The organism is Achromobacter sp. SLBN-14 (assembly GCF_006715415.1).
GTDB classification, from domain to species: Bacteria; Pseudomonadota; Gammaproteobacteria; order Burkholderiales; family Burkholderiaceae_B; genus Achromobacter; species Achromobacter mucicolens.
Map to the genome: position 1 here is coordinate 949,399 of NZ_VFNE01000001.1, position 23,911 is coordinate 973,309.

25 protein-coding genes are annotated in these 23,911 nt (G+C 66.0%); 9 read left to right on the forward strand and 16 right to left on the reverse strand.

All coding sequences use genetic code 11. The features are described 5' to 3' along the window. Positions 1–25: 25 nt before the first annotated feature. The gene (gene lptF, locus FBY20_RS04340) at positions 26–1,129 is read right to left on the reverse strand and encodes an LPS export ABC transporter permease LptF (protein WP_056321967.1); all 1,104 of its coding nucleotides are present in this window, start codon (positions 1,127–1,129) and stop codon (positions 26–28) included. Positions 1,130–1,186: 57 nt separating this feature from the next. Between lptF and FBY20_RS04345 the strand changes: the two genes are divergently transcribed. The 9 genes from FBY20_RS04345 (at position 1,187) to FBY20_RS04385 (ending at position 9,930) form a co-directional block, all read left to right on the forward strand. Next, positions 1,187–2,695, forward strand: coding sequence for a leucyl aminopeptidase (locus FBY20_RS04345; RefSeq protein ID WP_056321963.1), 1,509 nt, complete (start codon positions 1,187–1,189; stop codon positions 2,693–2,695). A 22-nt stretch (positions 2,696–2,717) separates the two neighbouring features. After that, positions 2,718–3,179 (forward strand): DNA polymerase III subunit chi, encoded by a 462-nt coding sequence (locus FBY20_RS04350; RefSeq protein ID WP_056321960.1) that lies wholly within the window; start codon positions 2,718–2,720, stop codon positions 3,177–3,179. Positions 3,180–3,235: 56 nt separating this feature from the next. Beyond that, entirely contained in the window at positions 3,236–3,649 is a 414-nt protein-coding gene (locus tag FBY20_RS04355) for a hypothetical protein (protein WP_142050265.1), read from the forward strand. Between the two features lie 85 nt (positions 3,650–3,734). Next, positions 3,735–4,445: a Bax inhibitor-1/YccA family protein gene (locus FBY20_RS04360; protein ID WP_056321955.1), complete on the forward strand. Its 711-nt coding sequence runs from the start codon at positions 3,735–3,737 to the stop codon at positions 4,443–4,445. 98 nt (positions 4,446–4,543) lie between these two features. Further along, positions 4,544–5,461, forward strand: a complete 918-nt coding sequence (locus FBY20_RS04365; protein WP_142050268.1) for an aldo/keto reductase — start codon at positions 4,544–4,546, stop codon at positions 5,459–5,461. A 4-nt stretch (positions 5,462–5,465) separates the two neighbouring features. Continuing rightward, on the forward strand, positions 5,466–6,755 hold the full coding sequence (locus FBY20_RS04370) for an NTP/NDP exchange transporter (RefSeq protein ID WP_142050271.1): 1,290 nt from the start codon (positions 5,466–5,468) through the stop codon (positions 6,753–6,755). Between the two features lie 90 nt (positions 6,756–6,845). Then, complete coding sequence (locus FBY20_RS04375) at positions 6,846–7,802, forward strand: tripartite tricarboxylate transporter substrate binding protein (RefSeq protein WP_056321948.1); 957 nt, start codon at positions 6,846–6,848, stop codon at positions 7,800–7,802. A 43-nt stretch (positions 7,803–7,845) separates the two neighbouring features. Then, the gene (locus tag FBY20_RS04380) at positions 7,846–8,826 is read left to right on the forward strand and encodes a succinylglutamate desuccinylase/aspartoacylase family protein (RefSeq protein ID WP_142050274.1); all 981 of its coding nucleotides are present in this window, start codon (positions 7,846–7,848) and stop codon (positions 8,824–8,826) included. A 3-nt stretch (positions 8,827–8,829) separates the two neighbouring features. Then, on the forward strand, positions 8,830–9,930 hold the full coding sequence (locus FBY20_RS04385; RefSeq protein ID WP_142050277.1) for a pyridoxal-phosphate dependent enzyme: 1,101 nt from the start codon (positions 8,830–8,832) through the stop codon (positions 9,928–9,930). A 9-nt stretch (positions 9,931–9,939) separates the two neighbouring features. On the opposite strand, the gene FBY20_RS04390 is transcribed toward FBY20_RS04385, so the two are convergent. The 15 genes from FBY20_RS04390 to fabD form a co-directional block, all read right to left on the reverse strand. Beyond that, the gene (locus FBY20_RS04390; RefSeq protein ID WP_056321938.1) at positions 9,940–10,848 is read right to left on the reverse strand and encodes a LysR family transcriptional regulator; all 909 of its coding nucleotides are present in this window, start codon (positions 10,846–10,848) and stop codon (positions 9,940–9,942) included. A 15-nt stretch (positions 10,849–10,863) separates the two neighbouring features. Beyond that, positions 10,864–11,451: a DNA repair protein RecO gene (gene recO, locus FBY20_RS04395; protein WP_056321935.1), complete on the reverse strand. Its 588-nt coding sequence runs from the start codon at positions 11,449–11,451 to the stop codon at positions 10,864–10,866. Next, a complete protein-coding gene (era, locus tag FBY20_RS04400) occupies positions 11,444–12,334 on the reverse strand; it encodes a GTPase Era (protein WP_056321933.1) in 891 nt (296 codons plus the stop codon). Before era ends, recO begins: the two co-directional genes overlap by 8 nt. Next, the gene (rnc, locus tag FBY20_RS04405; RefSeq protein ID WP_056321930.1) at positions 12,331–13,092 is read right to left on the reverse strand and encodes a ribonuclease III; all 762 of its coding nucleotides are present in this window, start codon (positions 13,090–13,092) and stop codon (positions 12,331–12,333) included. Before rnc ends, era begins: the two co-directional genes overlap by 4 nt. A 2-nt stretch (positions 13,093–13,094) precedes the next feature. Further along, positions 13,095–13,982 (reverse strand): signal peptidase I, encoded by an 888-nt coding sequence (gene lepB / locus FBY20_RS04410; protein ID WP_142050280.1) that lies wholly within the window; start codon positions 13,980–13,982, stop codon positions 13,095–13,097. A 22-nt stretch (positions 13,983–14,004) separates the two neighbouring features. Next, positions 14,005–15,798: a translation elongation factor 4 gene (lepA, locus tag FBY20_RS04415; RefSeq protein ID WP_062840561.1), complete on the reverse strand. Its 1,794-nt coding sequence runs from the start codon at positions 15,796–15,798 to the stop codon at positions 14,005–14,007. Between the two features lie 291 nt (positions 15,799–16,089). Then, entirely contained in the window at positions 16,090–17,571 is a 1,482-nt protein-coding gene (locus FBY20_RS04420; protein ID WP_056321921.1) for a DegQ family serine endoprotease, read from the reverse strand. 38 nt (positions 17,572–17,609) lie between these two features. Further along, positions 17,610–18,698: a MucB/RseB C-terminal domain-containing protein gene (locus FBY20_RS04425; protein ID WP_142050283.1), complete on the reverse strand. Its 1,089-nt coding sequence runs from the start codon at positions 18,696–18,698 to the stop codon at positions 17,610–17,612. Next, positions 18,698–19,210 (reverse strand): sigma-E factor negative regulatory protein, encoded by a 513-nt coding sequence (locus tag FBY20_RS04430; protein ID WP_142050286.1) that lies wholly within the window; start codon positions 19,208–19,210, stop codon positions 18,698–18,700. Before FBY20_RS04430 ends, FBY20_RS04425 begins: the two co-directional genes overlap by 1 nt. Positions 19,211–19,222: 12 nt before the next feature. Continuing rightward, positions 19,223–19,822: an RNA polymerase sigma factor RpoE gene (gene rpoE, locus FBY20_RS04435; RefSeq protein ID WP_063955961.1), complete on the reverse strand. Its 600-nt coding sequence runs from the start codon at positions 19,820–19,822 to the stop codon at positions 19,223–19,225. Continuing rightward, positions 19,819–20,313 carry a protein YgfX gene (locus FBY20_RS04440; RefSeq protein ID WP_142050289.1) on the reverse strand — a complete coding sequence of 165 codons (495 nt, stop codon included), beginning with the start codon at positions 20,311–20,313 and terminating at the stop codon, positions 19,819–19,821. The genes rpoE and FBY20_RS04440 overlap by 4 nt, the downstream gene beginning before the upstream one ends. 1 nt (position 20,314) lies before the next feature. Further along, a complete protein-coding gene (gene fabF, locus FBY20_RS04445) occupies positions 20,315–21,544 on the reverse strand; it encodes a beta-ketoacyl-ACP synthase II (RefSeq protein WP_056321908.1) in 1,230 nt (409 codons plus the stop codon). Positions 21,545–21,727: 183 nt separating this feature from the next. Beyond that, a complete protein-coding gene (gene acpP / locus FBY20_RS04450; RefSeq protein WP_003813816.1) occupies positions 21,728–21,967 on the reverse strand; it encodes an acyl carrier protein in 240 nt (79 codons plus the stop codon). Between the two features lie 191 nt (positions 21,968–22,158). Continuing rightward, positions 22,159–22,911 (reverse strand): 3-oxoacyl-ACP reductase FabG, encoded by a 753-nt coding sequence (fabG, locus tag FBY20_RS04455; RefSeq protein ID WP_056321905.1) that lies wholly within the window; start codon positions 22,909–22,911, stop codon positions 22,159–22,161. 3 nt (positions 22,912–22,914) lie between these two features. After that, positions 22,915–23,850 (reverse strand): ACP S-malonyltransferase, encoded by a 936-nt coding sequence (gene fabD, locus FBY20_RS04460; protein ID WP_142050292.1) that lies wholly within the window; start codon positions 23,848–23,850, stop codon positions 22,915–22,917. Positions 23,851–23,911 lie beyond the last annotated feature (61 nt).

The following is a 23,911-nucleotide window of genomic DNA, read 5'->3' on the forward strand; positions in this document are numbered from 1 at the left end:
GCGCGCCCTGACAGCGCCTGTCTTGCTAGGTGTTGTTCTTGGGCGCCTTGACGCGCAGGCGGCGCATCAGCAGGAAGACGGTCAACAGCGCGACGGCGCCGTGGATGGCCCATACCCCCAGACCAAAACTGAGCTTGCCGTTGGAGATCCAGGCGCGCGACAGGTTGATCAGGTTCATGTAGAGCAGACCGACCAGACCGGCGATGAGCAGGTCGCCCGAACGCCCCAGCCGCGGATTGACCGCGCCAAGCGGAATGGCCAGCAGCGCAAGATTCAGCGCCGCGAGCGGCAGCGAAATCCGCCACATCACCTGCGACCAGCTGCTGTTGGTGTTGTCCTCGATCAGTTGCGGCGTGCTGCGCGCCTTCGAGGAACGCTCTGCCGCCGCGCGGGCCTCGGCCACCGGGTCGCCGCCCCCCTTGCTTTCCAGGCGCAGGCCGTATTTTTCGAAGTGCACGAGGCGCAGCTCCGGCGTGCCTGGCTTCAGGTCGTAGCGATGCCCTTCGCCCAGCACCAGGAAACGGTCGCCGTTGGGCAGGGTTTCGATATGCGCGCTGCTCGCGGTCAGCACGCTCAGCCATTCGGGACCGATCTCGCGCGCAAACACATTGCCAAGTTCGTCGGTGGGATTGACCGGGTCTTCGGCAAAGAACACGCGATTGCCGCCCGAAGACTCGGCGAATTGGCCGGCCGTGACCTTGGACAGGTCCGAGCGCTGCTCGAAGCGTTCGTGGTATTCGCCGATCTGGCGGTAGGCCCAGGGCGAGGCCACCAGCGTCAGCCCCGCCACGGCGATCGCGACGGGCACCGCCACGCGCAGCACGGGCTTGAGCCAGTCGGCCAGCGACAGGCCGCTGGCAAACCACACCACCATTTCGGATTCGCGGTAGTTGCGCGTGACCGTGGTCAGCACGGCAATGAAGATCGAGACCGCCAGAATGGTCGGCAGCGCGGTGATGGTAGAGAGCGCGGCAAGCACCACCACCACGTCCGCTCCGATGTTGCCTCCCGCGGCCTCGCCGAGCAGGCGCACGAGAAGCACGCTGAGCCACACGACGAGCAACGTGGAAAAGACAACGCCAGCGTGACTGGTGATCTCGCTGACGACAGAGCGTTTGAATAGAGACATGGGAGAATATGCGGGATAATCGACCGCATCATACACAGACGCACACGGGAAACCCTCATGGAATTTAGCACACAGACCACTGCTTCCCTGCACCAGGTCAAAACCGCCGCCCTCGCCGTCGGCGTGTACGCGGACGGCGTGTTGAGCCCCGCCGCCGACATCATCGACCGCGCTTCCAATGGCGCCGTCCGTGCGGTGGTCAAAAGTGAATTCCGCGGACGCGCCGGCTCGACCCTGACGCTGCGCACGTTGCCGGGCGTCTCCGCGCAGCGCGTCGTCCTGGTTGGCCTGGGCAAGCAGGATGAATATTCGGCCCGCACTCACGCGTCGGCCGAACAGGCATTTGCCTCGGTCTGCGTCTCGGCCCAACTTACCGAAGGCGTGTCCACGCTGGTCGCCAACCCCATCGCCGGCATCGACGTCATTACGCGCGCCCGCAGCGCCGCGATCGCGGCCGGCGGCGCGGCCTACTACTACGACGCAAGTTTCGGCAAGCCTGACCGCGACGCGCGCCCCAAGCTCAAGAAGATCGTGCAGGTCGTCGAGCGCGCCGATGCCACGCAAGCCCAGAAAGGCCTGCGCGAAGGCAGCGCCATCGCCAACGGCATGGAACTGACCCGCACGCTGGGCAACCTGCCGGGCAACATCTGCACCCCCACCTACCTCGGCGACACCGCCAAACGCCTGGCGCGCGAATTCAAGTCGCTGAAGGTCGAGGTCATGGACCGCAAGCAGGTCGAAGCGCTGGGCATGGGCTCGTTCCTGTCCGTCGCCCGCGGCTCCGAGGAAGCGCTGCGCTTCATCGTCCTGCGCCACGCCGGCGCCAAGACCGCCAAGAAGGGCGCCAAGTCCGCGCAAGGCCCGATCGTGCTGGTCGGCAAGGGCATCACGTTCGACGCCGGCGGCATCTCGCTCAAGCCTGCGGCCACCATGGACGAAATGAAGTACGACATGTGCGGCGCCGCCAGCGTGCTGGGTTCGTTCCGCGCCCTGGCCGAACTGGAACTGCCGCTGGACGTCGTCGGCCTGATTCCCGCTTGCGAGAACCTGCCCAGCGGCAAGGCCAACAAGCCGGGCGACGTCGTCACCAGCATGGCCGGCCTCACCATCGAGATCCTGAACACCGACGCCGAGGGCCGCCTGGTCCTGTGCGACGCCCTCACCTACGCCGAACGCTTCAAGCCGTCTGCCGTGATCGACATCGCCACGCTGACCGGCGCCTGCGTCGTCGCGCTGGGCAACGTCAATACCGGCCTGTTCTCCAAGGACGACGCGCTGGCTGACGCCCTGGCGTCGGCGGGCCGCCGTGCGCTGGACACCGCCTGGCGCATGCCCATGGACGACGCCTACCAGGAACAGCTCAAGTCCAATTTCGCCGACCTCGCCAACATCGGCGGTCCTCCGGCCGGCGCCGTCACCGCGGCCTGCTTCCTGTCCCGCTTTGCCAAGGCTTACCCCTGGGCGCACCTGGACATCGCCGGCACGGCCTGGCGCGGCGGCAAGGACAAGGGCGCGACCGGCCGTCCGGTGCCGCTCCTGATGCAATACCTGCTGGACCAGGTTTGAAGCGACTGACGCCAAAAGCCCCATGACGCGCATCGATTTCGCATTCGGCGCGCCCGACCGCCTGCGCATGGCCTGCCAGGTCGTGCGCAAGCGCGTCCTGGCAGGCCAGCGGCTGGTGGTGTACTGTAAAGACGGTTCGCGCCTGGCGGCGTTCGACCGGATGCTGTGGGCGTTCGACGACACGGCGTTCGTGCCGCACGTGTTGGCAAACGATCCCCTGGCCCCTGAAACGCCGGTGGTGCTTACCGCAGGAGAGCCGCTGCAGGCCTTGCAGGCGGCAGGGCAGCCCGATCAGCCGCAGCCCTGGCTGCTGAATCTGGACGACGATTGCCCGCCCGGCTTCGACGCTTTCGAACGCCTCCTTGAAATCGTCTCGGACGATCCGGACGACAAGCAGGCGGCCAGGCAGCGCTGGCGCACCTACCAGACGGCCGGTCATGTACCGCAAAGCCACGACCTGAGCCGCAAGGCCCAAGGCGGCTGAACCGTCCCCCCCACGCGCGCCCGCGCGCCGCATCCACCAGAATCTCGGGAGTTTCCATGCCCGCTCGCACACCCGACCCCGGCATCCCCACCCTGACTCATCGCGCCGAGCCCTCGTTCCACGACCCGGCGGACGACGACGCTGATGCGCCGCTCTTGACCGAACTGGCCGACGAGGCCGGCCCGGTTTACGAGCACGACCCGTTTCCCGTGCTGACGGATGTGGCCGACGACGACGGGCCTGCTGGGCCAGCCGCCAGCCCGGCGCCGACCGCGTGCCAGCCGCCGCCCGCCGCCCCCGCACTGCGCGCCCTGCCGGACGCCACCGTGCTCGCCGCCCGCTTGCAGGCCGAGGTGGAACAGGTCATGCGACAGGCACTTGCCGACGCCGTGACGCAATTACAGGCACGCATGGATGCGGAATTGCCTGCTATCGTTTCCCGTGTGCTCAATGAGGTCAGGCAAGGCTGACTGGATTCTTCAGGGAACTGTAAGGTATCCTTCGCATCTAAGCCTTCTAGGCAATCACCATACTTGCCGTATACAGGAGTTCTCCATGAACGAATATCGTCCGTCCCCTTTTAACCGTTCCGGCGCGGTCGCCGGCGCGCCGGGCGAGGTCGCTCGCAACCAGGTCCTGCGCAATACGTACTGGCTCCTCGCCCTGTCGCTGATCCCGACGGTGCTGGGCGCGGCCGTCGGCCTCTACACCGGCATCAACCGCGTCATGGGCGCCAGCCCCGGCCTGTCGGCCATCGTCTTCCTGGTCGGCGCCTTCGGCCTGATGTTCGCCATCGAGAAGAACAAGAACAGCTCGCTGGGCGTGGTCCTGCTTCTGGCGTTCACGTTCTTCATGGGCGTCATGCTTTCGCGCCTGCTTGGCTTCGTTATGGGCATGAGCAACGGTTCGCAGCTCGTCATGACGGCGTTCGGCGGCACCGCGATCGTGTTCGGCACCATGGCCACCCTGGCCACGACCATCAAGCGCGATCTGTCGGGACTGCAGAAATTCCTGTTCATCGGCGCGGTCGTGATCCTGGTGGCGGCACTGGCCAACATCTTCCTGCAATTGCCGGCCCTGATGCTGACCATCTCGGTGCTCGCCATAGTGATCTTCTCGGCGTTCATGCTGGTGGACCTGCAGCGCGTGGTCAACGGCGGTGAGACCAACTACGTCTCGGCCACCCTGGCCATCTACCTGGACGTCTACAACGTCTTCTCGAACCTGCTGATGCTGCTGGGCATCTTCGGCGGCAACCGCGAGTAACGCGCCGTCGTCAGACCAGCACCGAAAGGGCCTGCATGCACATGTAGGCCCTTTTTCATTGGGCCGCCCCCTTCCTCTTGAATAGCCGGAGCCTTGCCATGCCTGACCGCCGCCGCTTCCTGCAGACCACCGCCAGCGCAGCCCTAATGGGGGCCGCGTGGCCGGCATGGGCAGCCACGCCGGGTCAGGCCATGCTAAAGCGCCCGATTCCGTCGTCGGGCGAGAGCCTGCCCGTGGTGGGACTGGGCACCGCGGACACGTTCAACGTGTCGCCCGGCGACGCCGCGGCCATGGCCCCGCTGGCCCAGGTGCTTGAAACGCTCATGAAGGCGGGCGGCAGCCTGATCGACACGGCGCCCAGCTATGGCCAGGCGGAAGCCGTCACCGGCGCCCTCCTGGCCCGCGAAGGCGGCCTGCGCAAGCGCGTGTTCCTGGCGACCAAGATCAGCACGCGCGGCCACGAATCCGCGATGCGCCAGGTCCGGGAGTCGCAACAGGCGCTGCGCAGCGACAAGCTGGACCTGATCCAGGTCCATAACCTGATCGACACCCGCAACCAGCTGGCCTTGCTGCGCGATCTGAAACAGCAGGGCGTGACGCGCTACATCGGCATCACGCATTACACGGACCATGCGCACGACGACCTGACCGAGCTGGTCGAAAAGGAAAAGCCCGATTTCCTGCAGGTGAACCTGTCGATCGCCTCGCGCAGCGCCGAAAAACGCCTGCTGCCCGCGTGCCAGGCCAACGGCGTCGCGGTGTTGATCAACCGGCCGTTCGAAGACGGCGCGCTGTTCCGCCAGGTCAAGGGCGTGGCGCTGCCCAAGCTGGCCGCCGAGATCGATTGCACCTCCTGGGCGCAGATCTTCCTGAAGTTCATCATTGGCCATCCCGCCGTCACGGCCGTCATTCCCGCCACGTCCAAGCCCGCCAACATGGCGGACAATGCGCGCGCCGGCTTTGGCCGCCAGCCCGACGCCGCGCTGCGCGACCGCATCGCCGCACTGCTCGCCTGACGCGATGGCGGCCGCCCCTCTGTCCTGGCGTGCCCGTGCCGCACGGGCGCTGGGCATCCAGGAAACCGAGCTCGCGCCTGCCGCGTGCGGCTTCGCGTTCTTCTTTTTCCTTTTCTGCGGTTATTTCATGCTGCGCCCCATCCGGGAAACGATGGGGATCCAGGCGGGCGTGAACCAGCTGCAATGGCTGTTCACCGCCACCTTCCTTGCCACGCTGGCCGTCGTGCCGATGTTTGGCTGGATATCCAACCGCGTGCCGCGTGCCACGCTGGTGACCTGGGTCTACGCCATCTTCGCGCTGACGATGGTGGGCTTTGCCGCCCTGCTCCACCAGCAACCCGGCAGCGTCTGGGCCGCGCGCGCGTTCTACGTCTGGCTATCGGTGTTCAACCTGTTCGTCGTCTCCATCGCGTGGAGCCTCATGGCCGACGTGTTCCGCATGGAATCGGCCAAGCGGCTGTTCGCGCTGATCGCCGCGGGCGCCAGCGCGGGCGGCCTTTGCGGCCCGCTGCTTGGCGCTCTGCTGGCTGGCGTGCTGGGCCCGGCGGGCTTGCTGGTGCTGTCGGCCCTGCTGCTGACCGCCACGCTGCCGCTCAAGCAATGGCTGCTGGCCTGGCGCGCCGCATCCCGGCCCGACGTCGGCCTTGCAGACATGCAGCGTCCCATCGAAGGCGGCATCCTGGCCGGGCTGTCGCGCATCTTCCAGTCCCGTTACCTGCTGGGCATTTCCCTGCTTGTCGTGCTGCTGGCCACCTTGAACACCTTTCTCTACATGGAACAGGCGCGGCTGGTCGCCGACGCGTTCCCCGACACCGCCCAGCGCATCCGGGTCTTCAGCGCGCTGGATTTCACCGTGCAGACGCTCGCGCTGCTGTCGCAGATCTTCATCACCGGGCGCGTGGCCGCCCGCCTGGGATTGCGGTTCCTGCTGACTGCCGTCCCGCTGGCGGTGGCGGTCGCCTTTCTGGCGCTGGCGGCCTTCCCCGTGTTCGCCGTGCTGGCAGCCGCAATGATCCTGCGCCGCGCCGGCGAGTATGCGCTGATCCGGCCAGGGCGCGAGATGCTGTTCACGGCGGTCACGCCCGAGGACAAGTACAAGACGAAGAACGTCATCGACACCGTGGTCTATCGCGGCGGCGACGCCGCCAGCGGCTGGGTGAAGGCCGGCATCGACACGCTGGGTTACGGCGCGGCACTGATCGCCCTGTTGGGCGCGATCGTAGCGCTGTGCGCGGCTGCGGTGGGTCATGGATTGGGCAAGCAGGCCGATCGGCGAAACGGCGATCTACATTAGATTTGGCCGAATAACCATGTGATTCAACCAAACGGCAGCCGCGTCGCGCGGTCGCACAATGGCGCAGCCCTCAACGCCTCGGGAATCGTCATGAAACGCTCTGCCTGCCTTGCCGCCCTGTTGCTTTGCCTCGCCGCCCCTCTTGCGCACGCCGATTACCCCGAACGCGCCATCACGCTGATCGTGCCGGCCGCCGCGGGCGGCAATGCCGACATCACGGCCCGCCTCATCGGCCAGGAAATGAGCCGCCTGCTTGGACAGCCGGTCGTCGTTGAAAACCGCGTGGGCGCCGGCGGCCGCATCGGCACGCAAGCCGTGGTCCGGGCCCCCGCGGACGGTTACACCATCGGCTATGCCCACGTAGGGACGCTGGTGCTGCACCGTTATCTCTTCAAGCAGCAGATGTACGACCTGGACCGTGACCTCAAGCCGATTGGCCTGGTCGCCGAGACGCCCAATGTGATCGTCGTGAACGCCGCCTCGCCATATCGGGACCTGAAAGGCTTCATCCAAGCCAGCCGCGCCCAGCCGGACCGCCTGACCATGACTTCGGCGGACCCGGGCACGACCAGCGAAGTGGGCGTCAAGCTCTTCATTGCCCAGACCGGCGCCGCCGTGCGCCAGATTCCGTACAAGGCCACCGCCGCGCAGCTCTCGGACCTGCTGGGCGGCCATGTGGATTCCATGATGGAAAACCTGCCGCCGTTGATCGGCAATCTGAAGGACGGGCGTCTGCGTGCGCTGGCCGTCACGACCCGCAAGCGCGCCGCCTCCAACCCTGACGTGCCGACGGTGGCCGAACAAGGCTATCCCGATTACGAGCAATCGGCGTGGAGCGCGCTGGTGGCGCCGGCGGGCACCCCGGCCGCCGCGATCTCGCGGCTGAACGCCGCGCTGAATCAGGCGCTGCGTTCCGACGCCGTGAGCCGGGAGTTGCGCAGCCGCTCCCAGGAGCCCCTGGGCGGCACGCCGCAGGATGTTCAGGCCCAGATCAAAAAGGAGCTGCCCAAGTGGGAAAGCATCATCAAGGCCGCCACGCTCGATTGACCCGCGCCCCCGCGCGTCCGACGCCTTTCCCCGGAGCCCCCGCATGGCCAGCGTAACCCGCGAGGATTTTTCCGTGGCCGCCGCCACCAACGCGTCGGCTTACCGGCGCATCACGATTCCCGTCCTGCGGATCGAGGCAGGCCCGGGACCCGCCGTCGCGCTGATCGCCGGCGTGCACGGCGACGAATGGGAAGGCCAGGCCGCGATCCTGGATTTGTGGCATCAGTTGCCGGACATTCTGCAGCGCGGCACCGTGTATCTGCTGCCCGCGGTCAACGCGGAAGCATCGCTTGCCGGCACCCGGCTGTCCCCGTCTGACGGCGGCAACCTGAACCGCGCCTTCCTCGGCGAACCAGCGCGCGGCTATACCGAAGGCGTGGCAGCCGCCCTGGAAGCGCGGCTGCTGCCCCGCGTACAGGCGCTGGTGGACGTGCACAGTGGCGGCGCGTCGCTGCGCTACCTGCCGTCGTCGGTCATCACCCGCTACGGCAACGATCCCTACGACGAACGCCTGCCCGCGCTCGCGCGCGCGTTCGGGCTGCCCGACTGCGTGTTCTTTCGCGGCGGCGAAGCCGGTTCCATGCCCGCCGCAGCCAGCCGGCACGGCGTGCTGCGCCTGTCTGCCGAGATCGGCGGCGGCCGAGAGACCAGCCAGTTGCTGGCGGACCGTTGCCGGGACGGATTGCTGGGCTGCCTGGCCGAACTGGGGCTGCTGCATGGCCGGGCGCCCGCCCCTGCCGTGCAAGTCCGCCTCTACGACCTCGACACGCCCGCCGCGACGCTGCGGTCACGTGAATCCGGCGTCTTCGTCCCCGCCGTGGAACTGGGACAATCCGTGGACGCGCACCAGCGCATCGGCCGCCTGATCGAACCGGCACGGCCCGACGCCCCGCCGCGCGCCCTGCTCAGCCCGCAGGCCGGCACGGTGGTGTGCCTTCGACCCATCGCGCGCAGCGACGACGGCGATTGCCTGCTGCAGGTCGCCCCCGCCCTCCCCTTGGACGCTCTTGCAACAAGATACTGACTCATGCAGATGAACCCCAAATTGACCGGCCTGCGCTGCATCCGCTGCGCAACCCTTTGGCCCGCAGGCGACTACCCCGAAGGCTGTCCCGCTTGCCTGGCGGCTGGCCACCCCGCCACGCTGGAGTGCCAGTATGACGCGCACGCGGTGGACGAGGTCATGCCCCTGCCCGTGCTGTCGCCCGTGACGTTGGGCGAAGGCGGCACGCCTTGCCTTGCCGCGCCCGACCTGGCGCGTGAAGAAGGCGTGGGCGCGTTGTGGCTCAAGTGCGAAAGCGCCAATCCCACAGGCAGCCACAAGGACCGCATGTCGGCGCAGCTGGTCTCGCGCGCGCGGCTGGCTGGCGCCACCCGCGTGGCGGCGGCTTCCAGCGGCAACGCGGGCGTGTCGCTGGCCGCCTACTGCGCCGCGGCAGGCCTGGAGGCCGACATCGCCATCACCCGCAACTGCCCGCCACTGCAACGCGAAGCCATGGAGCGCTTCGGCGCCCGGCTGCGGGCGTTCGAAGACAGTCTGGCCCGCTGGCCCTACGTGGCCGACCTGTGCCGCAACCACGGCGCGTTCGCGGGCACGAACTACCTGAATCCGCCGGTGGGCACGCATCCCTACGGCGTGGAAGGCTACAAGCCCATCGCCCAGGAGATCCTGGACGACTGCGGCGTGCCCACGGACATCATCGTGCCGACGGCGCGCGGCGACCTGCTGTGGGGCATCTACCTGGGCTGGCAGCACCTCTTGGCGGCCGGCCGCATTACGCGCCTGCCCCGGCTGCACGCCGTGGAACCCTACGCCCGTCTGTCGCGCGCACTCACGACCGGCGATGCCCGAGGCCAGTGGGAAAGCACGACACAGCAATACTCCATTGCGGGCGGCACGTGCACGCTGCAGGCCCTTGAGGCGCTATCGCGCTCGGGCGGCATGCCGGTGGAGACATCCGATGCGCAAGCCGGCGACGCGCGCCTGCGCCTTGAACGCAAGGGCCTGGGTGCGGAACTATCGTCGGCCGCCGCGTTGGCGGCCGTGGCGCGGCTCAGGCGCGCCGGCAAGCTCGATGCGGAATCGACGGTGGTGTTGATGCTGACCTCGGACGGACGCCGGGGCTGACCGCCACCGCTACACGCCGAATCGATCGATCAGCGGGGCCAGGGCGGCGCGCAGGCACGTCGCCCAGAACTTGCCGGCTTCGGACAAGGGGCGGCTGCCATGCACGATCATGTGGCATTCGAAATGCACGGCGGCTTGAAGCGGCCGGAAGCTGAGTCCCGCAGCCTCCATGCCTAGCGCCGTTGCCGGATTGGCGATGCCCACGCCATGCCCCGCCAGCGCAAGCTGACAGACCGTGCTGGAATACGGCGTCTCGATCGCGACACGCAAGCTTTGGCCGGCCTGGCGCAACAGCGCATCCAGCCGCTTGCGCGACCCGTCCTCGGCGTTCAGCGCAATCACATCGACCTCAGCCAACTGCGAAAAATTCACCGACTCCAGCCGCGCCAGCGCGTGTCCGGCCGGAAACACCGCCACCGCCCGCAAGCTTGCCAGACGATGCCCGCGCAGCCCCTCCAGTTCGGATTCGTCGGCCACTGCCGCCAGATCCAGCTCACCGGACACCACCATGTCGCGCAAGGTGTTGGAATCGCGTATCTGCAAGTAAAGCGGCGTATCGGGGTAGCGCACGCGAAAGCGCGAGATGGCATCGGTGACGATGGCGCCGCTGTAGGCGTGGATGCAGCCGATCCGCAGCCGCGGCTGCGCGGCGCCGCGTATCGCCCGGATCTTGCGTCCCAGGCTTTCCAGTCCGACATTCAGGCGGCGGATCTCTTCGTACAGGAGGGTAGCCTCGGGCGTGCGTTGCATCCGCTGGCGCACGCGCTCGAAAAGGCGCAGCTCGATGCTGGCTTCCAGCGCGGCCAGCGTCGCGCTGACGGTTGCGGGCGACACGTCCAGACGCCGCGCGGCAGCGGTCACGCTTTCGGTTTCGTAGACCGTGCGGAAGGTTTCGACCTGCTTGAGCGTGAACGTCATGAGGCCGGGCCGCAATCAGATGCGCTGCAGGTCCAGCAGCACGCGCCGCGTGGAAAGCGGACGGCCCGCCAGAATTTCGGCCAGGCGCGCGCGTAGATCGCTGCGCAGCGCGGGCTCGATCACCGGATCATCGAAATCGGGCGGCGCTTCGTCCACGCCGTAGCCCGTCTCGCGCAGCAGGGTCCACTCAAAGCGTCGCAGCGCACCGGCCGCGCGAGTGCCGGCGGACAATTGCTGCAGCGCCATGTCATACGCATCGAACAGCAGCGGGTGGGCGTCCTCGCGGGGCAGAAGGCGCAGCAGCAGTTCGTTCATGTACCACGCCGACATCAGCGCGGCGCCGGCCAGCGGCCGGATGCCGGCGATCTCGGCGCGGGTCAGCGTCTTGACCTCGCCGTTGCCGGTCCATGACAGCAGCAGCGGCTGAAAGGCTGACAGGACGGGGCGCAAAACGGAATAAGGGCGCTTGGCGCCCTTCGCGACCATGGCCACGCAGCCGTGATCGCGGGAGAAGGTCTGAACAATCAGAGAGGTTTCACGCCACGCCGTGGCGTGGAGCATGAACCCCGGGCGATCCTGGACGCGTGGCGCCCGTCTACTCATAACCCAGATCGCGCAGCGCACCCTCGCGGTCGGACCAGCCCTTGCGCACCTTGATGTAGACCTCCAGATGCACGGGCTTGTCCAGCAGCTTGGCGATGTCCTGCCGCGCCTCCGTGGCGATCCGCTTCATGTGCATGCCGCCGGTGCCCAGCAGGATCGGCTTGTGGCTGTCGCGTTCAACGACGACACAGGCATTGATGGTGGCGCCCTTGGCGGTCTCTTCCCATTGCTCGATGACGACCGTGCAGCCATACGGCAGTTCGTCGCCCACCAGGCGGAAGATCTTCTCGCGCACGAGTTCGGCCGCGATGAAGCGCATGGGACGATCGGTGAGCGTATCTTCCTCGAACATCGGCTCGCCTTCCGGCAGGCGCGACGCGATTTCGTCGAGCAGTTGATCCAGTTGCTGGTTCTTGGTGGCGCTGACAGGCACCACCGCGCCGAACGGATGCTGCGCCATGATCTTGGAGACGAACGCGAACAGGTCGTCGCGGTTCTTCAGGGCGTCGATCTTGGACACCACCAGAATCGTGCGCTCGGGATTGGGCAGGAGCGGCAGCAGCTTGGCGTCGCCCTCCGACCACTTGCCGGCTTCCACCACATGCACCACCACGTCGACGTCGGCCAGCGCCTGCGTCACGACGCGGTTCATCATGCGGTTCATGGCCCCGCCGTGGCGGGTCTGGAAACCCGGAGTATCGACGAACACGAACTGTTCGTGCTCGCGCGTGAGCACACCGTGGATGCGGTGGCGGGTGGTCTGCGCCTTGCGCGACACGATGGAGATCTTGGAACCGATCAGGGCGTTCGTCAGCGTGGATTTGCCCACATTGGGGCGGCCAACGATGGCAACGAAGCCGGTACGAAAAGGGGTATCGCTCATTTAGTCTCTTGAGCCACTGCCACGGGCAGCGACAATTGCGCGGTTTTGCGCGCCTTGCCCGATTTGCGGGCAGCCTTGGCGGCCGGGCTGACGGCCAGCGCGGCCTCGAGCGCCAGCTTGGCCGCGGATTGTTCGGCGGCGCGACGGCTGGCGCCAGGCGCCATCACCTTGATATCGAGCGCCGGAATGGCGCATTCGACTTCGAACTGCTGGCTGTGGGCCGCGCCGTGCGTGGCCACCACCGTATATAGCGGCAGGGCCATCTTGCGGCCCTGCAGGAATTCCTGGAGCAAGGTCTTGGCGTCCTTGCCAAGCGTCTTGGGATCCACCGACGCCAGCACCGGCTGGTATTGGCGCACGATCACGCGGCGCGCCGCGTCAAAGCCCGCATCCAGAAAGACGGCGCCGAAGATGGCCTCGACCGTGTCGGCCAGGATGGAAGGCCGGCGGAATCCGCCGCTCTTGAGCTCGCCCTCGCCCAGGCGCAGGTACTGGGACAACTCCAGCCGTTGGGCGATGTCGGCCAGCGATGCCTGTTTGACCAGGTTGGCGCGCAGGCGCGACAGATCGCCCTCATCGATCTTCGAGTAGCGTTCGAACAGCATCGCCGCCACGACGAAGTTCAGCACGGAATCCCCAAGGAATTCCAATCGCTCGTTATGGCGCGCCCCGTGACTGCGGTGCGTCAGCGCCTGTTCAAGCAAGGCTGGATCACCGAAGTGGTGATCCAGGCGGTTTTCTAGCGTGGCTAGCGACATAATCAGTTGAATCGGCCGATGCGGCTCAGATCGCTGAAGTTCATCCAGATGAAGAAGGCGCGGCCGACGATGTTGGCTTCCGGGACAAACCCCCAATACCGGCTATCCGCGCTGTTGTCCCGATTATCGCCCATGGCGAAATAATTCCCTTCGGGTACTTTGCAGCGTACCCCATTGTGGCTGTATTGGCAGTTTTCGCGGTAGGGAAAACGCCACTCCTGCGGGGTATAGCGCTGCGGAACGTTCTCATCGAGCAGGATCTTGTGCTCAACGTCGCCCAACTTCTCTTTATATTGCGCGATATAAGACACACGATCCGGCTCAAAATAGTCGCCATCGCGCTCATGCGGCACCAGTTCGCCATTGACATACAGCTTCTTGTCGATGTACGCGACCTCGTCGCCGGGCAAGCCCACCACGCGCTTGATGTAATCGACGTCCGGATCCACCGGATACCGGAACACGAACACGTCGCCACGCTGCGGCGAGCCGATGGGGATGACCTTCTTGTCGATCACCGGCAGGCGAAGGCCATAGCTGAATTTGTTCACCAGAATCAGATCGCCCGATTGCAGCGTGGGCAGCATCGATCCGGACGGAATGCGAAACGGCTCGACGACAAACGAGCGCAGCATGAACACGAACAGAATGACGGGGAAAAAGCTGACCGCGTACTCGACCCACCAGGGCACGCGCCGGGCAGCGTCGCCAGCTTCGCGCCGCAGGCGCTCGGCCTCTTGCGCGTCGCCCACCAAGGCCGTGTCGTACTGCGCCATCGCGGCCTGCGCCCGGCGCTCTCGCCCCTTGCGCAGCACGGCCAGATCGAGCGCCCAGATGACGCCGGTAACCACCAGCAGAATAAAAAGGATCAGGGCAAAGTTCCAACTCATCAGCTAATCGCCTTCTGGGGTTCTATTTGTCTTCCACTTGCAGGATGGCAAGGAAAGCCTCCTGCGGAATTTCCACGCTGCCCACCTGCTTCATGCGCTTCTTGCCCGCCTTCTGCTTTTCAAGCAGCTTCTTCTTGCGCGAGATATCGCCGCCGTAGCACTTGGCCAGCACGTTCTTGCGCAGCGCCTTCACGTTCTCGCGCGCAATGATTTCCGCGCCGATGGCGGCCTGGATGACCACGTCAAACATCTGGCGCGGGATCAGGCCGCGCATGCGCGTCACCACATCACGCGCGCGGTGGCGCGCATTGCTGCGGTGGACGATGACGGCCAGCGCATCGACGCGGTCGTTGTTGATCAGCAGGTCGACGCGCACCACGTCCGCGGAGCGGTACTCCAGGAATTCGTAGTCCATCGACGCATAGCCGCGCGACACCGACTTCAGCTTGTCGAAGAAGTCGAGCACGATTTCGGCCAGCGGGATCTCATAGACCAGATGGACCTGGCGGCCGTGGTAGCTCATGTTGACCTGCACGCCGCGCTTGTTGTTGCACAGCGTCATGACGGGGCCCACATAGTCCTGCGGCATGAACAGCGTGACCTTCACGATGGGTTCGCGAATGTCCTGGATCTTGCCGATCTCGGGCATGCGCGAGGGGCTTTCCACGGTGATCACGGACCCGTCGCGCTGCTCGACCTCGTACACCACCGACGGCGCGGTGGTGATGATGTCCATGTCGAATTCGCGCTCCAGGCGCTCCTGCACGATTTCCATGTGCAAGAGGCCCAGGAAGCCGCAGCGGAACCCGAAGCCCAGCGCTTGCGACACCTCGGGCTCGAACATCAGCGCGGCGTCGTTGAGCTTGAGCTTTTCGAGCGAATCGCGCAGCTGGTCGTATTCGGAACTCTCGACCGGATACAGACCGGCGAACACCTGCGGCTTGACTTCCTTGAAGCCCGGCAGCGGGTTGGCAGCCGGCTTGTTGGCCAGCGTCACCGTATCGCCGACCTTGGCGTCTTCCAGTTGCTTGATGCCGGCAATGATGAAGCCCACCTCGCCCGCCGACAGATGCGGACGCTGCTGCGACTTGGGCGTGAACACGCCCGTCTGCTCGCACAGGTGGGTGGCGCCGGACGCCATCAGCAGGATCTTGTCCTTGGGCTTGAGCACGCCGTTGATGATGCGCACCAGCATGACCACGCCGACATAGTTGTCGAACCACGAATCGATGATCAGCGCCTGCAGCGGCGCGTCGGGATCGCCTTTGGGCGCGGGAACGCGGGCAACGATGGTTTCCAGGATCTCGTCGATGCCCATGCCGGTCTTGGCGCTGGCCAGCACCGCGTCCGAGGCGTCAATGCCGATCACGTCCTCGACTTCCTGGCGCGCGCCTTCGGGATCGGCCTGCGGCAGGTCCATCTTGTTCAGAACCGGCACGACTTCCACGCCCAGCTCGATCGCGGTGTAGCAGTTGGCCACGGTCTGCGCTTCCACGCCCTGCGACGCGTCCACCACCAGCAGCGCGCCTTCGCAGGCGGACAGGGAACGGCTGACTTCGTACGAGAAGTCCACGTGCCCCGGGGTGTCGATCAGGTTCAGGTTGTAGATCTTGCCGTCCTGCGCCTTGTAATGCAGGGCAGCCGTCTGGGCCTTGATGGTGATGCCGCGCTCGCGCTCGATTTCCATGGAATCGAGAACCTGCGCCGACATCTCGCGATCCGCCAGTCCGCCGCAGCGCTGGATCAGGCGATCGGCCAGGGTCGACTTGCCATGATCGATGTGGGCAATGATGGAAAAGTTGCGGATATGCTGCATGCTTGAATTTATAAGGGACGGAACAGACGGCATATTGCCGGGAGACACCGCCGCCGGAGTGTGCACGGCCGAGGTGTGAGGCGCTGACGGGCTGGGCCCGGACAAAACTGAGGGGGCGCCTGGCGCCCCCTCTTGCGGCAACCAGCCATTTTAGCCGGTCTTGAGCCATTTTATTTGTCACGGCTGCGCCCCGGGACAAAAAGCGCCCTGAGATGCCAGCGCCCGCCGGTTTCCGGCCGAGCTGCCGGCCGGACCTGGCGCCTGAGGGCACCGGCCGGCAGGGCCGTCATATCACTTGCCGGCAGGTACCGCCACCCACTGCGTCTGGTCGCCGCGGCGCACCAGCAGACCCGTCGCGCGGCTCTTGTCCAGCTTGGCGACCAGTTCGCCGAACTGCTTGGCGCCGGTCACGTCGGTGTCGTTCAGGGCCAACACGATGTCGCCTTCCTGCAGGCCCGCCTTCCCGGCCGCGCCATCGGCAACCTTCACCTGGACGCCGCCCTTGATGCGCAGCTTCTTCTGGACATCGGCCGGCACGTCGATGACGCTCAGGCCCAGCGCGTTCGTGACTTCGGGTTCGGGCGCGGGCTTCTTGCCGGCGCCTGCCGCCTTCTCGGCCGGGATCTCACCGACCTTGACCGACAGCGTCATGCTCTTGCCCTTGCGCCAGATTTCCATGTCGGCGCGCGTGCCCGGCTTGGTCTCACCGACGATGCGCGGCAGATCGGACCAGCGCTTGATGGGTTCCTTGTTGAACTTCAGGATCACGTCGCCCGGCTGCACGCCCGCCTGCTCGGCAGGACCCTCGGCTTCGACGCTGCTGACCAGCGCGCCTTCGGCCTTGGGCAGGCCGATGGCCTCGGCCACATCCTTGCCAACTTCGCCGATCTGCACCCCAACGCGGCCGCGCGTGACCTTGCCCGTCGTGCGAAGTTGCTCCACTACGCGCATGGCTTCGTCGATCGGAATGGCCAGCGAGATGCCCATGAAGCCGCCGCTGCGCGAGATGATCTGGGAGTTGATGCCCACGACCTCGCCGTCCAGGTTGATCAGCGGACCGCCCGAATTGCCCGGATTGACCGCAACGTCGGTCTGGATGAACGGCAGGTATTCGCCGGTATCGCGGCCGATGGCGCTGACGATGCCGGAGGTCACGGTGGAGTCCAGTCCGAACGGCGAGCCGATGGCCAGCACCCACTGACCCTTCTTCAGCGTCTTCGGGTTGCCGATGACCAGCGGCGTCATGTCCTTGGCTTCGATCTTGATGAGCGCCACGTCCGTGCGCTCGTCCGTGCCGATGACCTTGGCCTTGAACTCGCGTCCGTCGGTCAGCGTGACGTAGATGTCCGTCGCGTCGACCACGACGTGGTTGTTGGTCAGGATGTAGCCGTCGGCTGAGATGAAGAAGCCCGACCCCACGCCGCGCGGCACCGTGCGCTCTTCAGGCGGCGTCGGCTGCGGACGCTGGCGCGGATTGGGCGATTGGCCGGGCGGCTGGAATTCGGGACCGAAGAACCAGCGGAACAGTTCGTAGGGATCGCTGCCGCCGGGGCCGTTACCCCCGCGCACGGGCACGGTGGCCGTGGTGCGGATGTTGACGACGGCCGGATCGGCCTTTTCAACGATGGCCGTGAAATCGGGCAAACCGACCGCGGCGGGCGCCGTCGTCTGCGCCACCGTCACAGGCACGTAGGCGGTGGACAGCATCGTCCCCGCCGCGACAGCCGCCAGAAAGCGCCGGAAAAAAGCGTTCGAGACCGTCATTGCTTTCATATGTCACTCCGAAATTGCTGCTTGCGGAACGGCGGGAATCATTTGGCCCCGCCCTCCTCGGGTGCGGCTGCCGCGGGTGCGGGCGGCACGTACTCAGTGGCTTGCGCAAGTTGTTCCAGCGTGGCGGCGGGCACTTCGCCAACCGCCGTCAACCAGAAGTCCGCGATGCGCGCGCCATAGACGTTGATCGCGCCGCGCTGCGACGCGCCATGCAACGGCTGGTGGTTGCGCTGGCTGTCGTAGGGCTCGATGAAGACCGAAATCGCCGCCAGGCCGTCGGACAGCACCATCTGGCTGACGGGCGATCCGCGCTTCATGGCGCGCGACACCTGCATGATCGTCTTGAAGCCATCGGGCGCCGGAATGCGCCACCCCTGGGCCGCAAGGTCCACGGGCTTCATGTTGGCCTCGAGCACCTTCCAGTCACGCGTGTTCCAGCGCGAGGACAGCGACTGCGGATCCACTTCGGAACCCAATCGCAGCGAAGTGAACGACACCTGCTCGACCACGCCGCGCGCGGCGTTCAGCGTCTGGGCCTTCAGCAGCAGACTGGTTTCGACGTCCGCGCACAGGCGATAGCCATAGCGCAGCTTGTCCAAGGGTTCGATGGTGATGAGCCGGCATTCGCGGCCCGCGACGCGATGCGGCGTGGGCTCCGTGCGGATCTTGTAGTGTTCGGACAGGTTGGCGGCGTCGCCCAGCAGCAGGCCGGGAAAGCGATCGCCGCGGCGGCGCTCGATCAGCACCGTCTTGCGCTCGGGGATCAGGCACTGCACATCGTCGTTGTGACGCAGGTATTCGCGCGGCTGGCCGTCCAGAATCTCGAGGCGTTCGCGCTCACCGGTGCCGTCAAGGACATGCACCAGGCGCGAGGACTGGATCACATCGCCCTGCTGATACATGAAGACGCCGGCGTAATCCTGCTTGCGGGCCGCCTGCTGGATGCGCGTGAGCAGTTGCACCACGTCTTCGGTCTGGCCGGCTGGCGTGGCGCCGGCGGCGGCCGCGGGACCGTGCGCGGCAAGGAAAGCAGTCAGGAGCGTGGCGGCGAACCAGCCGGCGCGGTGAGCGTGCCACGAGGCAGCGCGTCCCAATACCGGCCAGCGTGATGCAAGCACAAGCGCCATCAGCGTCCCGCTCCGCCATCGAACGACACCTGGCGGACCGCGCTGGGGCCGGCCATCTGGCGATGGGCCTCCAGGTAATCACGCAGGCCCGAGTCGTCGGACGCCGAGGCCGAGCCCGACGAACTGGCGTCGGCCAGCACGCGGACGTCCGTCGAGGGCGAGCCGGTGACGTACGGCTGCGCCACCCATGCGACCGTGGCCACGGCGGCGGCGACGGCCAGGCCCGACAGGCCCATGCGCAAAGGAGAGCGGCGCCGAGGCGCCGCTACGATGGGCAATTCCGCGTCCAGCGCGCGCGCCAGCCGGGCCGAAAAGGCCGCGCTGGGCGTCAGCGCCAGATCGGCGTTGCGCAGGGAATCACCAATCAGATGATAGGTGTCCCAAGTCTGACGTCCCTCTTTGGACAACAGACCGGGAAGAATATCGTCGGAATCCTCTCCGTCCATCCAGGCGGAAACCGATTCTTCCCAGGAAGACTCGGTGATTTCAACGGATTTGGCTGCTATTTGCATGACTGCCACTCCTTACCAGCGACGCTCGACATCGGTGTCGAGCAGTGGACGCAACTTGGTGGCAATGGCTTCACGCGCACGAAAAATGCGGGAGCGCACCGTACCGATTGGGCAGTCCATGCTCTGGGCGATGTCTTCGTAACTCATACCTTCAATTTCACGCAGGACAATTGCGGTGCGCAATTCTTCAGGCAATTCCTCAATGGCCGCGTTCACCGTCTCGGCGATTTCGCGGCTGGCAACCATGGATTCCGGCGTGCTTATATCCGTTAGGTTGTCGGTTTCGTTAAAAGTTTCACCGTCTTCCGTTTCAATCGCATTGGGCGCGCTGGGACGGCGACCCTGCGAGGCAAGCCAGTTGCGCGCGGTGTTGATGGCGATGCGGTAAAGCCAGGTGTAGAAGGCGCTTTCGCCACGGAATTGGGGCAAGGCGCGGTAGGCCTTGATGAAGGCTTCCTGCGCCACATCCTCGATTTCGGCCGGATCGCGGATCATGCGGGCGAGCAGGCGGAGGATCTTGCGCTGGTATTTCAGCACCAGGAGATCGAAGGCCTTCTTGTCGCCCCGCTGCACGCGCGCTACGAGCTGCGCGTCGACTTCGCGTTCGCTCATGAGGCCTCCCGCAAACGACGCGCAGGTTGTGCCTGCCGCGCCGTGCCCGCGACGAGGCGCAGACGGCGCCAGGATTCGGGTCGCAACGTGTGCTTCCAGACGGTGAGGGTGATTTTGCTGGTGGTAAAGGCCGTACTCCCGGTGGGCAAGGGCTGCAAGACAAGCGTCAGCCACGCTGGCCCCCGTTGCTGATCCATCAGCAGCGCATCCTGCCAGCCTTGCGGCCAGCGTAGCTGCCAATGGTCAGCCCCGGTCGCGGTGCGTAGCGCCGTTACCGGGGACGGGGTGCTCCGTGCCGAGTGTAACAGCCCGGCCAACAGAAACAGAAGCGCGAGCAACGCGGCGGCCATCCAGGCATGACCGTGCCAGGATGCCGCCGTCAGCACGCAGGCCACGGCCGCGGCCAGGGCCAGCCCGAAGAGCGCGACGGCGCTCCTGGGCGGCGAGACTGGCACGCGGAATGACCAGCGCCCCCCGACCGAGCCTTCCAAATCAGACCCGGCGAACGGCCATCGAGCCGTTGGTGCCGCCAAAGCCGAACGAATTGGACAGGCCCACATCGATCTTCATCGGCCGCGCCTCGTTGGCGCAGTAATCCAGATCGCATTCCGGATCCTGATTGAAGATGTTGATCGTCGGAGGCGAGACCTGGTTGTAGACGGCCAAGGTCGTGAACACGGCTTCGATGCCGCCGGCCGCGCCCAGCAGGTGGCCCGTCATGGACTTGGTCGAGTTGACCACCAGCTTCTTGGCGTGGTCGCCGAACGCCAGCTTCAGCGCATCGGTTTCGTTCTTGTCGCCCAGCGGCGTGGACGTGCCGTGCGCGTTGACGTACTGGACGTCTTCGGGATTCAGGCCGCCGTTGCGCAGCGCGTTGATCACGCCGCGGCGCGGGCCGTCCTTGTCCGGTGCGGTGATGTGGTGAGCGTCGGAGCTCATGCCGTAGCCAGCCAGTTCACCGTAGATGCGCGCACCGCGCTTCTTGGCGTGCTCGTACTCTTCCAGAACCAGGACGCCTGCGCCCTCGCCCAGCACAAAGCCGTCGCGGTCGCGGTCCCAGGGACGCGAAGCGGTCTGAGGGTCATCGTTGCGGGTCGACAGCGCGCGCATGGCGGCAAAGCCGCCGATGCCCAGCGGCGACACGGTCGACTCGGCGCCGCCAGCCACCATGACGTCGGCATCGCCGTATTCGATCAGGCGGGCAGCATCGCCGATGCAGTGCAGGCCGGTCGTGCAGGCCGACACCACGGCGTAGCTGGGGCCCTTCATGCCATAGGCGATCGACAGATGCCCGGAAATCAGGTTGATCAGCGAACCCGGCACGAAGAACGGCGAAATGCGCCGCGGGCCCTTGGCAAGGTACTCGACCTGGGTTTCTTCGATGCGCGGCAGACCGCCGATGCCGGACCCCACGATCACGCCGATACGCTCGGCGTTTTCTTCGGTGACTTCCAGGCCGCAATCGCGCCAGGCCTGCATTCCGGCAGCCAGGCCGTAATGGATGAACGTATCCATCTGGCGGGCTTCCTTGGCCGAAATATAGGTACTGATGTCGAAGTCTTTGACTTCGCCAGCAATGTGGGTGGTGATGGCCGAGGGATCGAAACGGGTGATGCGGCTGATGCCAGAACGTCCGTTGACGATATTGTCCCAAGCGGTGGTCAGATCATTTCCTACGGGGGAAACGATACCCAGGCCGGTGATGACGACACGTCGCTTCACGGATGACTCCTCAAACAGACAAAAGAAAGGCGGTTTTCGGGATGCGCTGCGCGTGTGGACCACATGAAGGCAGGCGAGGCGTTATGACGCCTTGCCTGCCGGTGGACCACACGGCACTCCTGAAACCGCCCTGATTCCAGGTTGGCCGACGATATCGGGCAACCAGGACGATATAGGCTGAGCTTACTGCTTACCGTGCGAATTGATGTAGTCAATCGCTTGTTGCACGGTCGTGATCTTTTCGGCCTCTTCGTCGGGGATCTCGGTCTCGAATTCGTCTTCGAGGGCCATGACCAGTTCGACCATGTCGAGCGAATCGGCACCGAGGTCGTCAAGGAAGGAGGACTCGTTCTTGATCTCGGCTTCGTTGACGCCAAGTTGTTCAGCGACGATCTTCTTGACGCGCTGTTCGATGCTTTCCATGCAGATCTCCAATTGGGAAAAATCCCGCGAATTATAGCCAAGCGCGGAGTGATGCAACGCCTGACCGTGACAAAAATAACACCGCGCATTTGTTCTGTCGCCGAGAGCGGCGCGGGAAGACCATGTGCGGCGTTTCCGGAGAATCGCGCCCCGCCTTGCCGGTTGCCCGGCGGCGACGCGCGATTCGTGATTTATTGCATGTACATCCCGCCGTTGACGTGCAGGGTGGTGCCGGTAATGTAACCCGCCTGAGGCCCGGACAAAAAGGCCACGGCATGCGCAATGTCAGTCGGAGAGCCCAGACGGCCCAGCGGAATCTGCTGCAGCAGCGCCGCGGTCTGGTTTTCGCCCAGCGCACGCGTCATGTCGGTATCGATGAAGCCAGGGGCCACGCAGTTCACGGTGATGTTGCGGCTGCCCAGTTCACGCGCCAGCGCACGGGACATGCCCGCCACGCCGGCCTTCGCGGCGGCGTAGTTGGCTTGGCCCGCGTTACCGCTGGAACCCACCACGGAAGTCACGTTGATGATGCGTCCCCAACGAGCCTTCATCATGCTGCGCAGCACGGCGCGCGACAGGCGGAAGACCGACGCGAGGTTGGTGTCGATGACCGCCGACCAGTCGTCGTCCTTCATGCGCATCGCCAGCGTATCACGGGTGATGCCGGCGTTATTGACGAGGATGTGCGGACCGCCGCCTTCCTTACCCAACGCGTCGATCAGCGCATCGCAAGCGGCAGCGTCGGTCACGTCGAGCACCACGCCGCGGCCGCCAAACGGCGCCAGCGCTTCGGTGATGCCGGCCGCGCCCGATTCGGACGTCGCAGTGCCGACGACGGTTGCGCCGCGAGCGGCCAGTTCCAGGGCGATCGCCCGGCCAATGCCGCGCGTGGCGCCCGTGACGAGCGCGATCTTGCCCTGCAGTTCGGTCGAGGTGTTGTCCATTGATCAGTTTCCGTTGACGGCAGCCAAAGCCGCTTCCAGCGAAGCGGGATCGGTGATGGCCAGGCCGGTGAGTTCGGGGTCGATGCGTTTGGTCAGGCCGGCAAGCACCTTGCCGGGACCGCACTCGATGACGTGCGTGACGCCTTGCGCCTTCATGGCGCGCAGGGTTTCGACCCAGCGCACAGGATGCCACGCCTGGCGCACCAGCGCATCGCGGATTGCCCCGGGTTCCGTGGGCGAGGCCACATCGACGTTGTTGATGACCTGCACCTGCGGCGCGGACACGGCGGCGCTGGCAAGCGCGCCAGCCAGCACGTCGGCGGCCGGCTTGAGCAGGCTGGAATGGAACGGCGCGGAAACGGGCAGCAGCAAGGCGCGCTTGGCGCCGGCGGCCTTGGCCAGTTCGCAGGCGCGTTCGACGGCGGCCTTGTGGCCGGCGATCACGACTTGCGCCGGCGCATTGAAGTTGACGGCTTCGACGACTTCGCCTTGCGCAGCTTGCGCACACGCGGCGCGCACGGCATCGTCGTCCAGGCCGAGGATGGCGGCCATGGCGCCGGTGCCGACCGGCACGGCGGCCTGCATGGCATCGGCGCGCACGCGCACCAGGCGCACGGCGTCTTCCAGCGTCAGCGAGCCCGCGGCAGTCAGCGCGGCGTATTCGCCCAGGCTGTGGCCGGCCACGACATCAGGCTTGCGGCCGCCCGTGGCCACCCATGCGTTGTAGAACGCCACGCCAGCGGTCAGCATGGCCGGCTGGGTGTTGGTGGTCAGGTTAAGTTGTTCCGCGGGACCCTGCGCGATCAGCGCGCCCAGGTCCTGTCCCAGGGCCTCGGAGGCACGCGCCACGGTGTCGGTGACCGCCGCCACGCCGGACCAGGCGTCCAGCATGCCGACAGCTTGCGAACCCTGGCCAGGAAAGACAAAAGCGATTTTCATGATTGAGCGTGTGGATTGATTCAGTGTCTGTGTGGGATGCCAGGCGCGCTCTCAGGCCGCC

Excerpts from the sequence above, each read along its gene's own strand:
- recO (WP_056321935.1), bottom strand. The coding sequence starts at position 11,451 with ATGAGTAGACGGGCGCCACGCGTCCAGGATCGCCCGGGGTTCATGCTC.
- FBY20_RS04355 (WP_142050265.1), top strand. The coding sequence starts at position 3,236 with ATGCCCGCTCGCACACCCGACCCCGGCATCCCCACCCTGACTCATCGC.
- FBY20_RS04375 (WP_056321948.1), top strand. The coding sequence starts at position 6,846 with ATGAAACGCTCTGCCTGCCTTGCCGCCCTGTTGCTTTGCCTCGCCGCC.
- FBY20_RS04420 (WP_056321921.1), bottom strand. The coding sequence starts at position 17,571 with ATGAAAGCAATGACGGTCTCGAACGCTTTTTTCCGGCGCTTTCTGGCG.
- FBY20_RS04370 (WP_142050271.1), top strand. The coding sequence starts at position 5,466 with ATGGCGGCCGCCCCTCTGTCCTGGCGTGCCCGTGCCGCACGGGCGCTG.
- FBY20_RS04385 (WP_142050277.1), top strand. The coding sequence starts at position 8,830 with ATGCAGATGAACCCCAAATTGACCGGCCTGCGCTGCATCCGCTGCGCA.
- rnc (WP_056321930.1), bottom strand. The coding sequence starts at position 13,092 with ATGTCGCTAGCCACGCTAGAAAACCGCCTGGATCACCACTTCGGTGAT.
- FBY20_RS04365 (WP_142050268.1), top strand. The coding sequence starts at position 4,544 with ATGCCTGACCGCCGCCGCTTCCTGCAGACCACCGCCAGCGCAGCCCTA.
- FBY20_RS04360 (WP_056321955.1), top strand. The coding sequence starts at position 3,735 with ATGAACGAATATCGTCCGTCCCCTTTTAACCGTTCCGGCGCGGTCGCC.
- lepA (WP_062840561.1), bottom strand. The coding sequence starts at position 15,798 with ATGCAGCATATCCGCAACTTTTCCATCATTGCCCACATCGATCATGGC.
- fabD (WP_142050292.1), bottom strand. The coding sequence starts at position 23,850 with ATGAAAATCGCTTTTGTCTTTCCTGGCCAGGGTTCGCAAGCTGTCGGC.
- lepB (WP_142050280.1), bottom strand. The coding sequence starts at position 13,982 with ATGAGTTGGAACTTTGCCCTGATCCTTTTTATTCTGCTGGTGGTTACC.
- FBY20_RS04425 (WP_142050283.1), bottom strand. The coding sequence starts at position 18,698 with ATGGCGCTTGTGCTTGCATCACGCTGGCCGGTATTGGGACGCGCTGCC.
- FBY20_RS04345 (WP_056321963.1), top strand. The coding sequence starts at position 1,187 with ATGGAATTTAGCACACAGACCACTGCTTCCCTGCACCAGGTCAAAACC.
- rpoE (WP_063955961.1), bottom strand. The coding sequence starts at position 19,822 with ATGAGCGAACGCGAAGTCGACGCGCAGCTCGTAGCGCGCGTGCAGCGG.
- FBY20_RS04430 (WP_142050286.1), bottom strand. The coding sequence starts at position 19,210 with ATGCAAATAGCAGCCAAATCCGTTGAAATCACCGAGTCTTCCTGGGAA.
- FBY20_RS04380 (WP_142050274.1), top strand. The coding sequence starts at position 7,846 with ATGGCCAGCGTAACCCGCGAGGATTTTTCCGTGGCCGCCGCCACCAAC.
- FBY20_RS04350 (WP_056321960.1), top strand. The coding sequence starts at position 2,718 with ATGACGCGCATCGATTTCGCATTCGGCGCGCCCGACCGCCTGCGCATG.
- lptF (WP_056321967.1), bottom strand. The coding sequence starts at position 1,129 with ATGTCTCTATTCAAACGCTCTGTCGTCAGCGAGATCACCAGTCACGCT.
- era (WP_056321933.1), bottom strand. The coding sequence starts at position 12,334 with ATGAGCGATACCCCTTTTCGTACCGGCTTCGTTGCCATCGTTGGCCGC.
- fabG (WP_056321905.1), bottom strand. The coding sequence starts at position 22,911 with ATGGACAACACCTCGACCGAACTGCAGGGCAAGATCGCGCTCGTCACG.
- FBY20_RS04390 (WP_056321938.1), bottom strand. The coding sequence starts at position 10,848 with ATGACGTTCACGCTCAAGCAGGTCGAAACCTTCCGCACGGTCTACGAA.
- acpP (WP_003813816.1), bottom strand. The coding sequence starts at position 21,967 with ATGGAAAGCATCGAACAGCGCGTCAAGAAGATCGTCGCTGAACAACTT.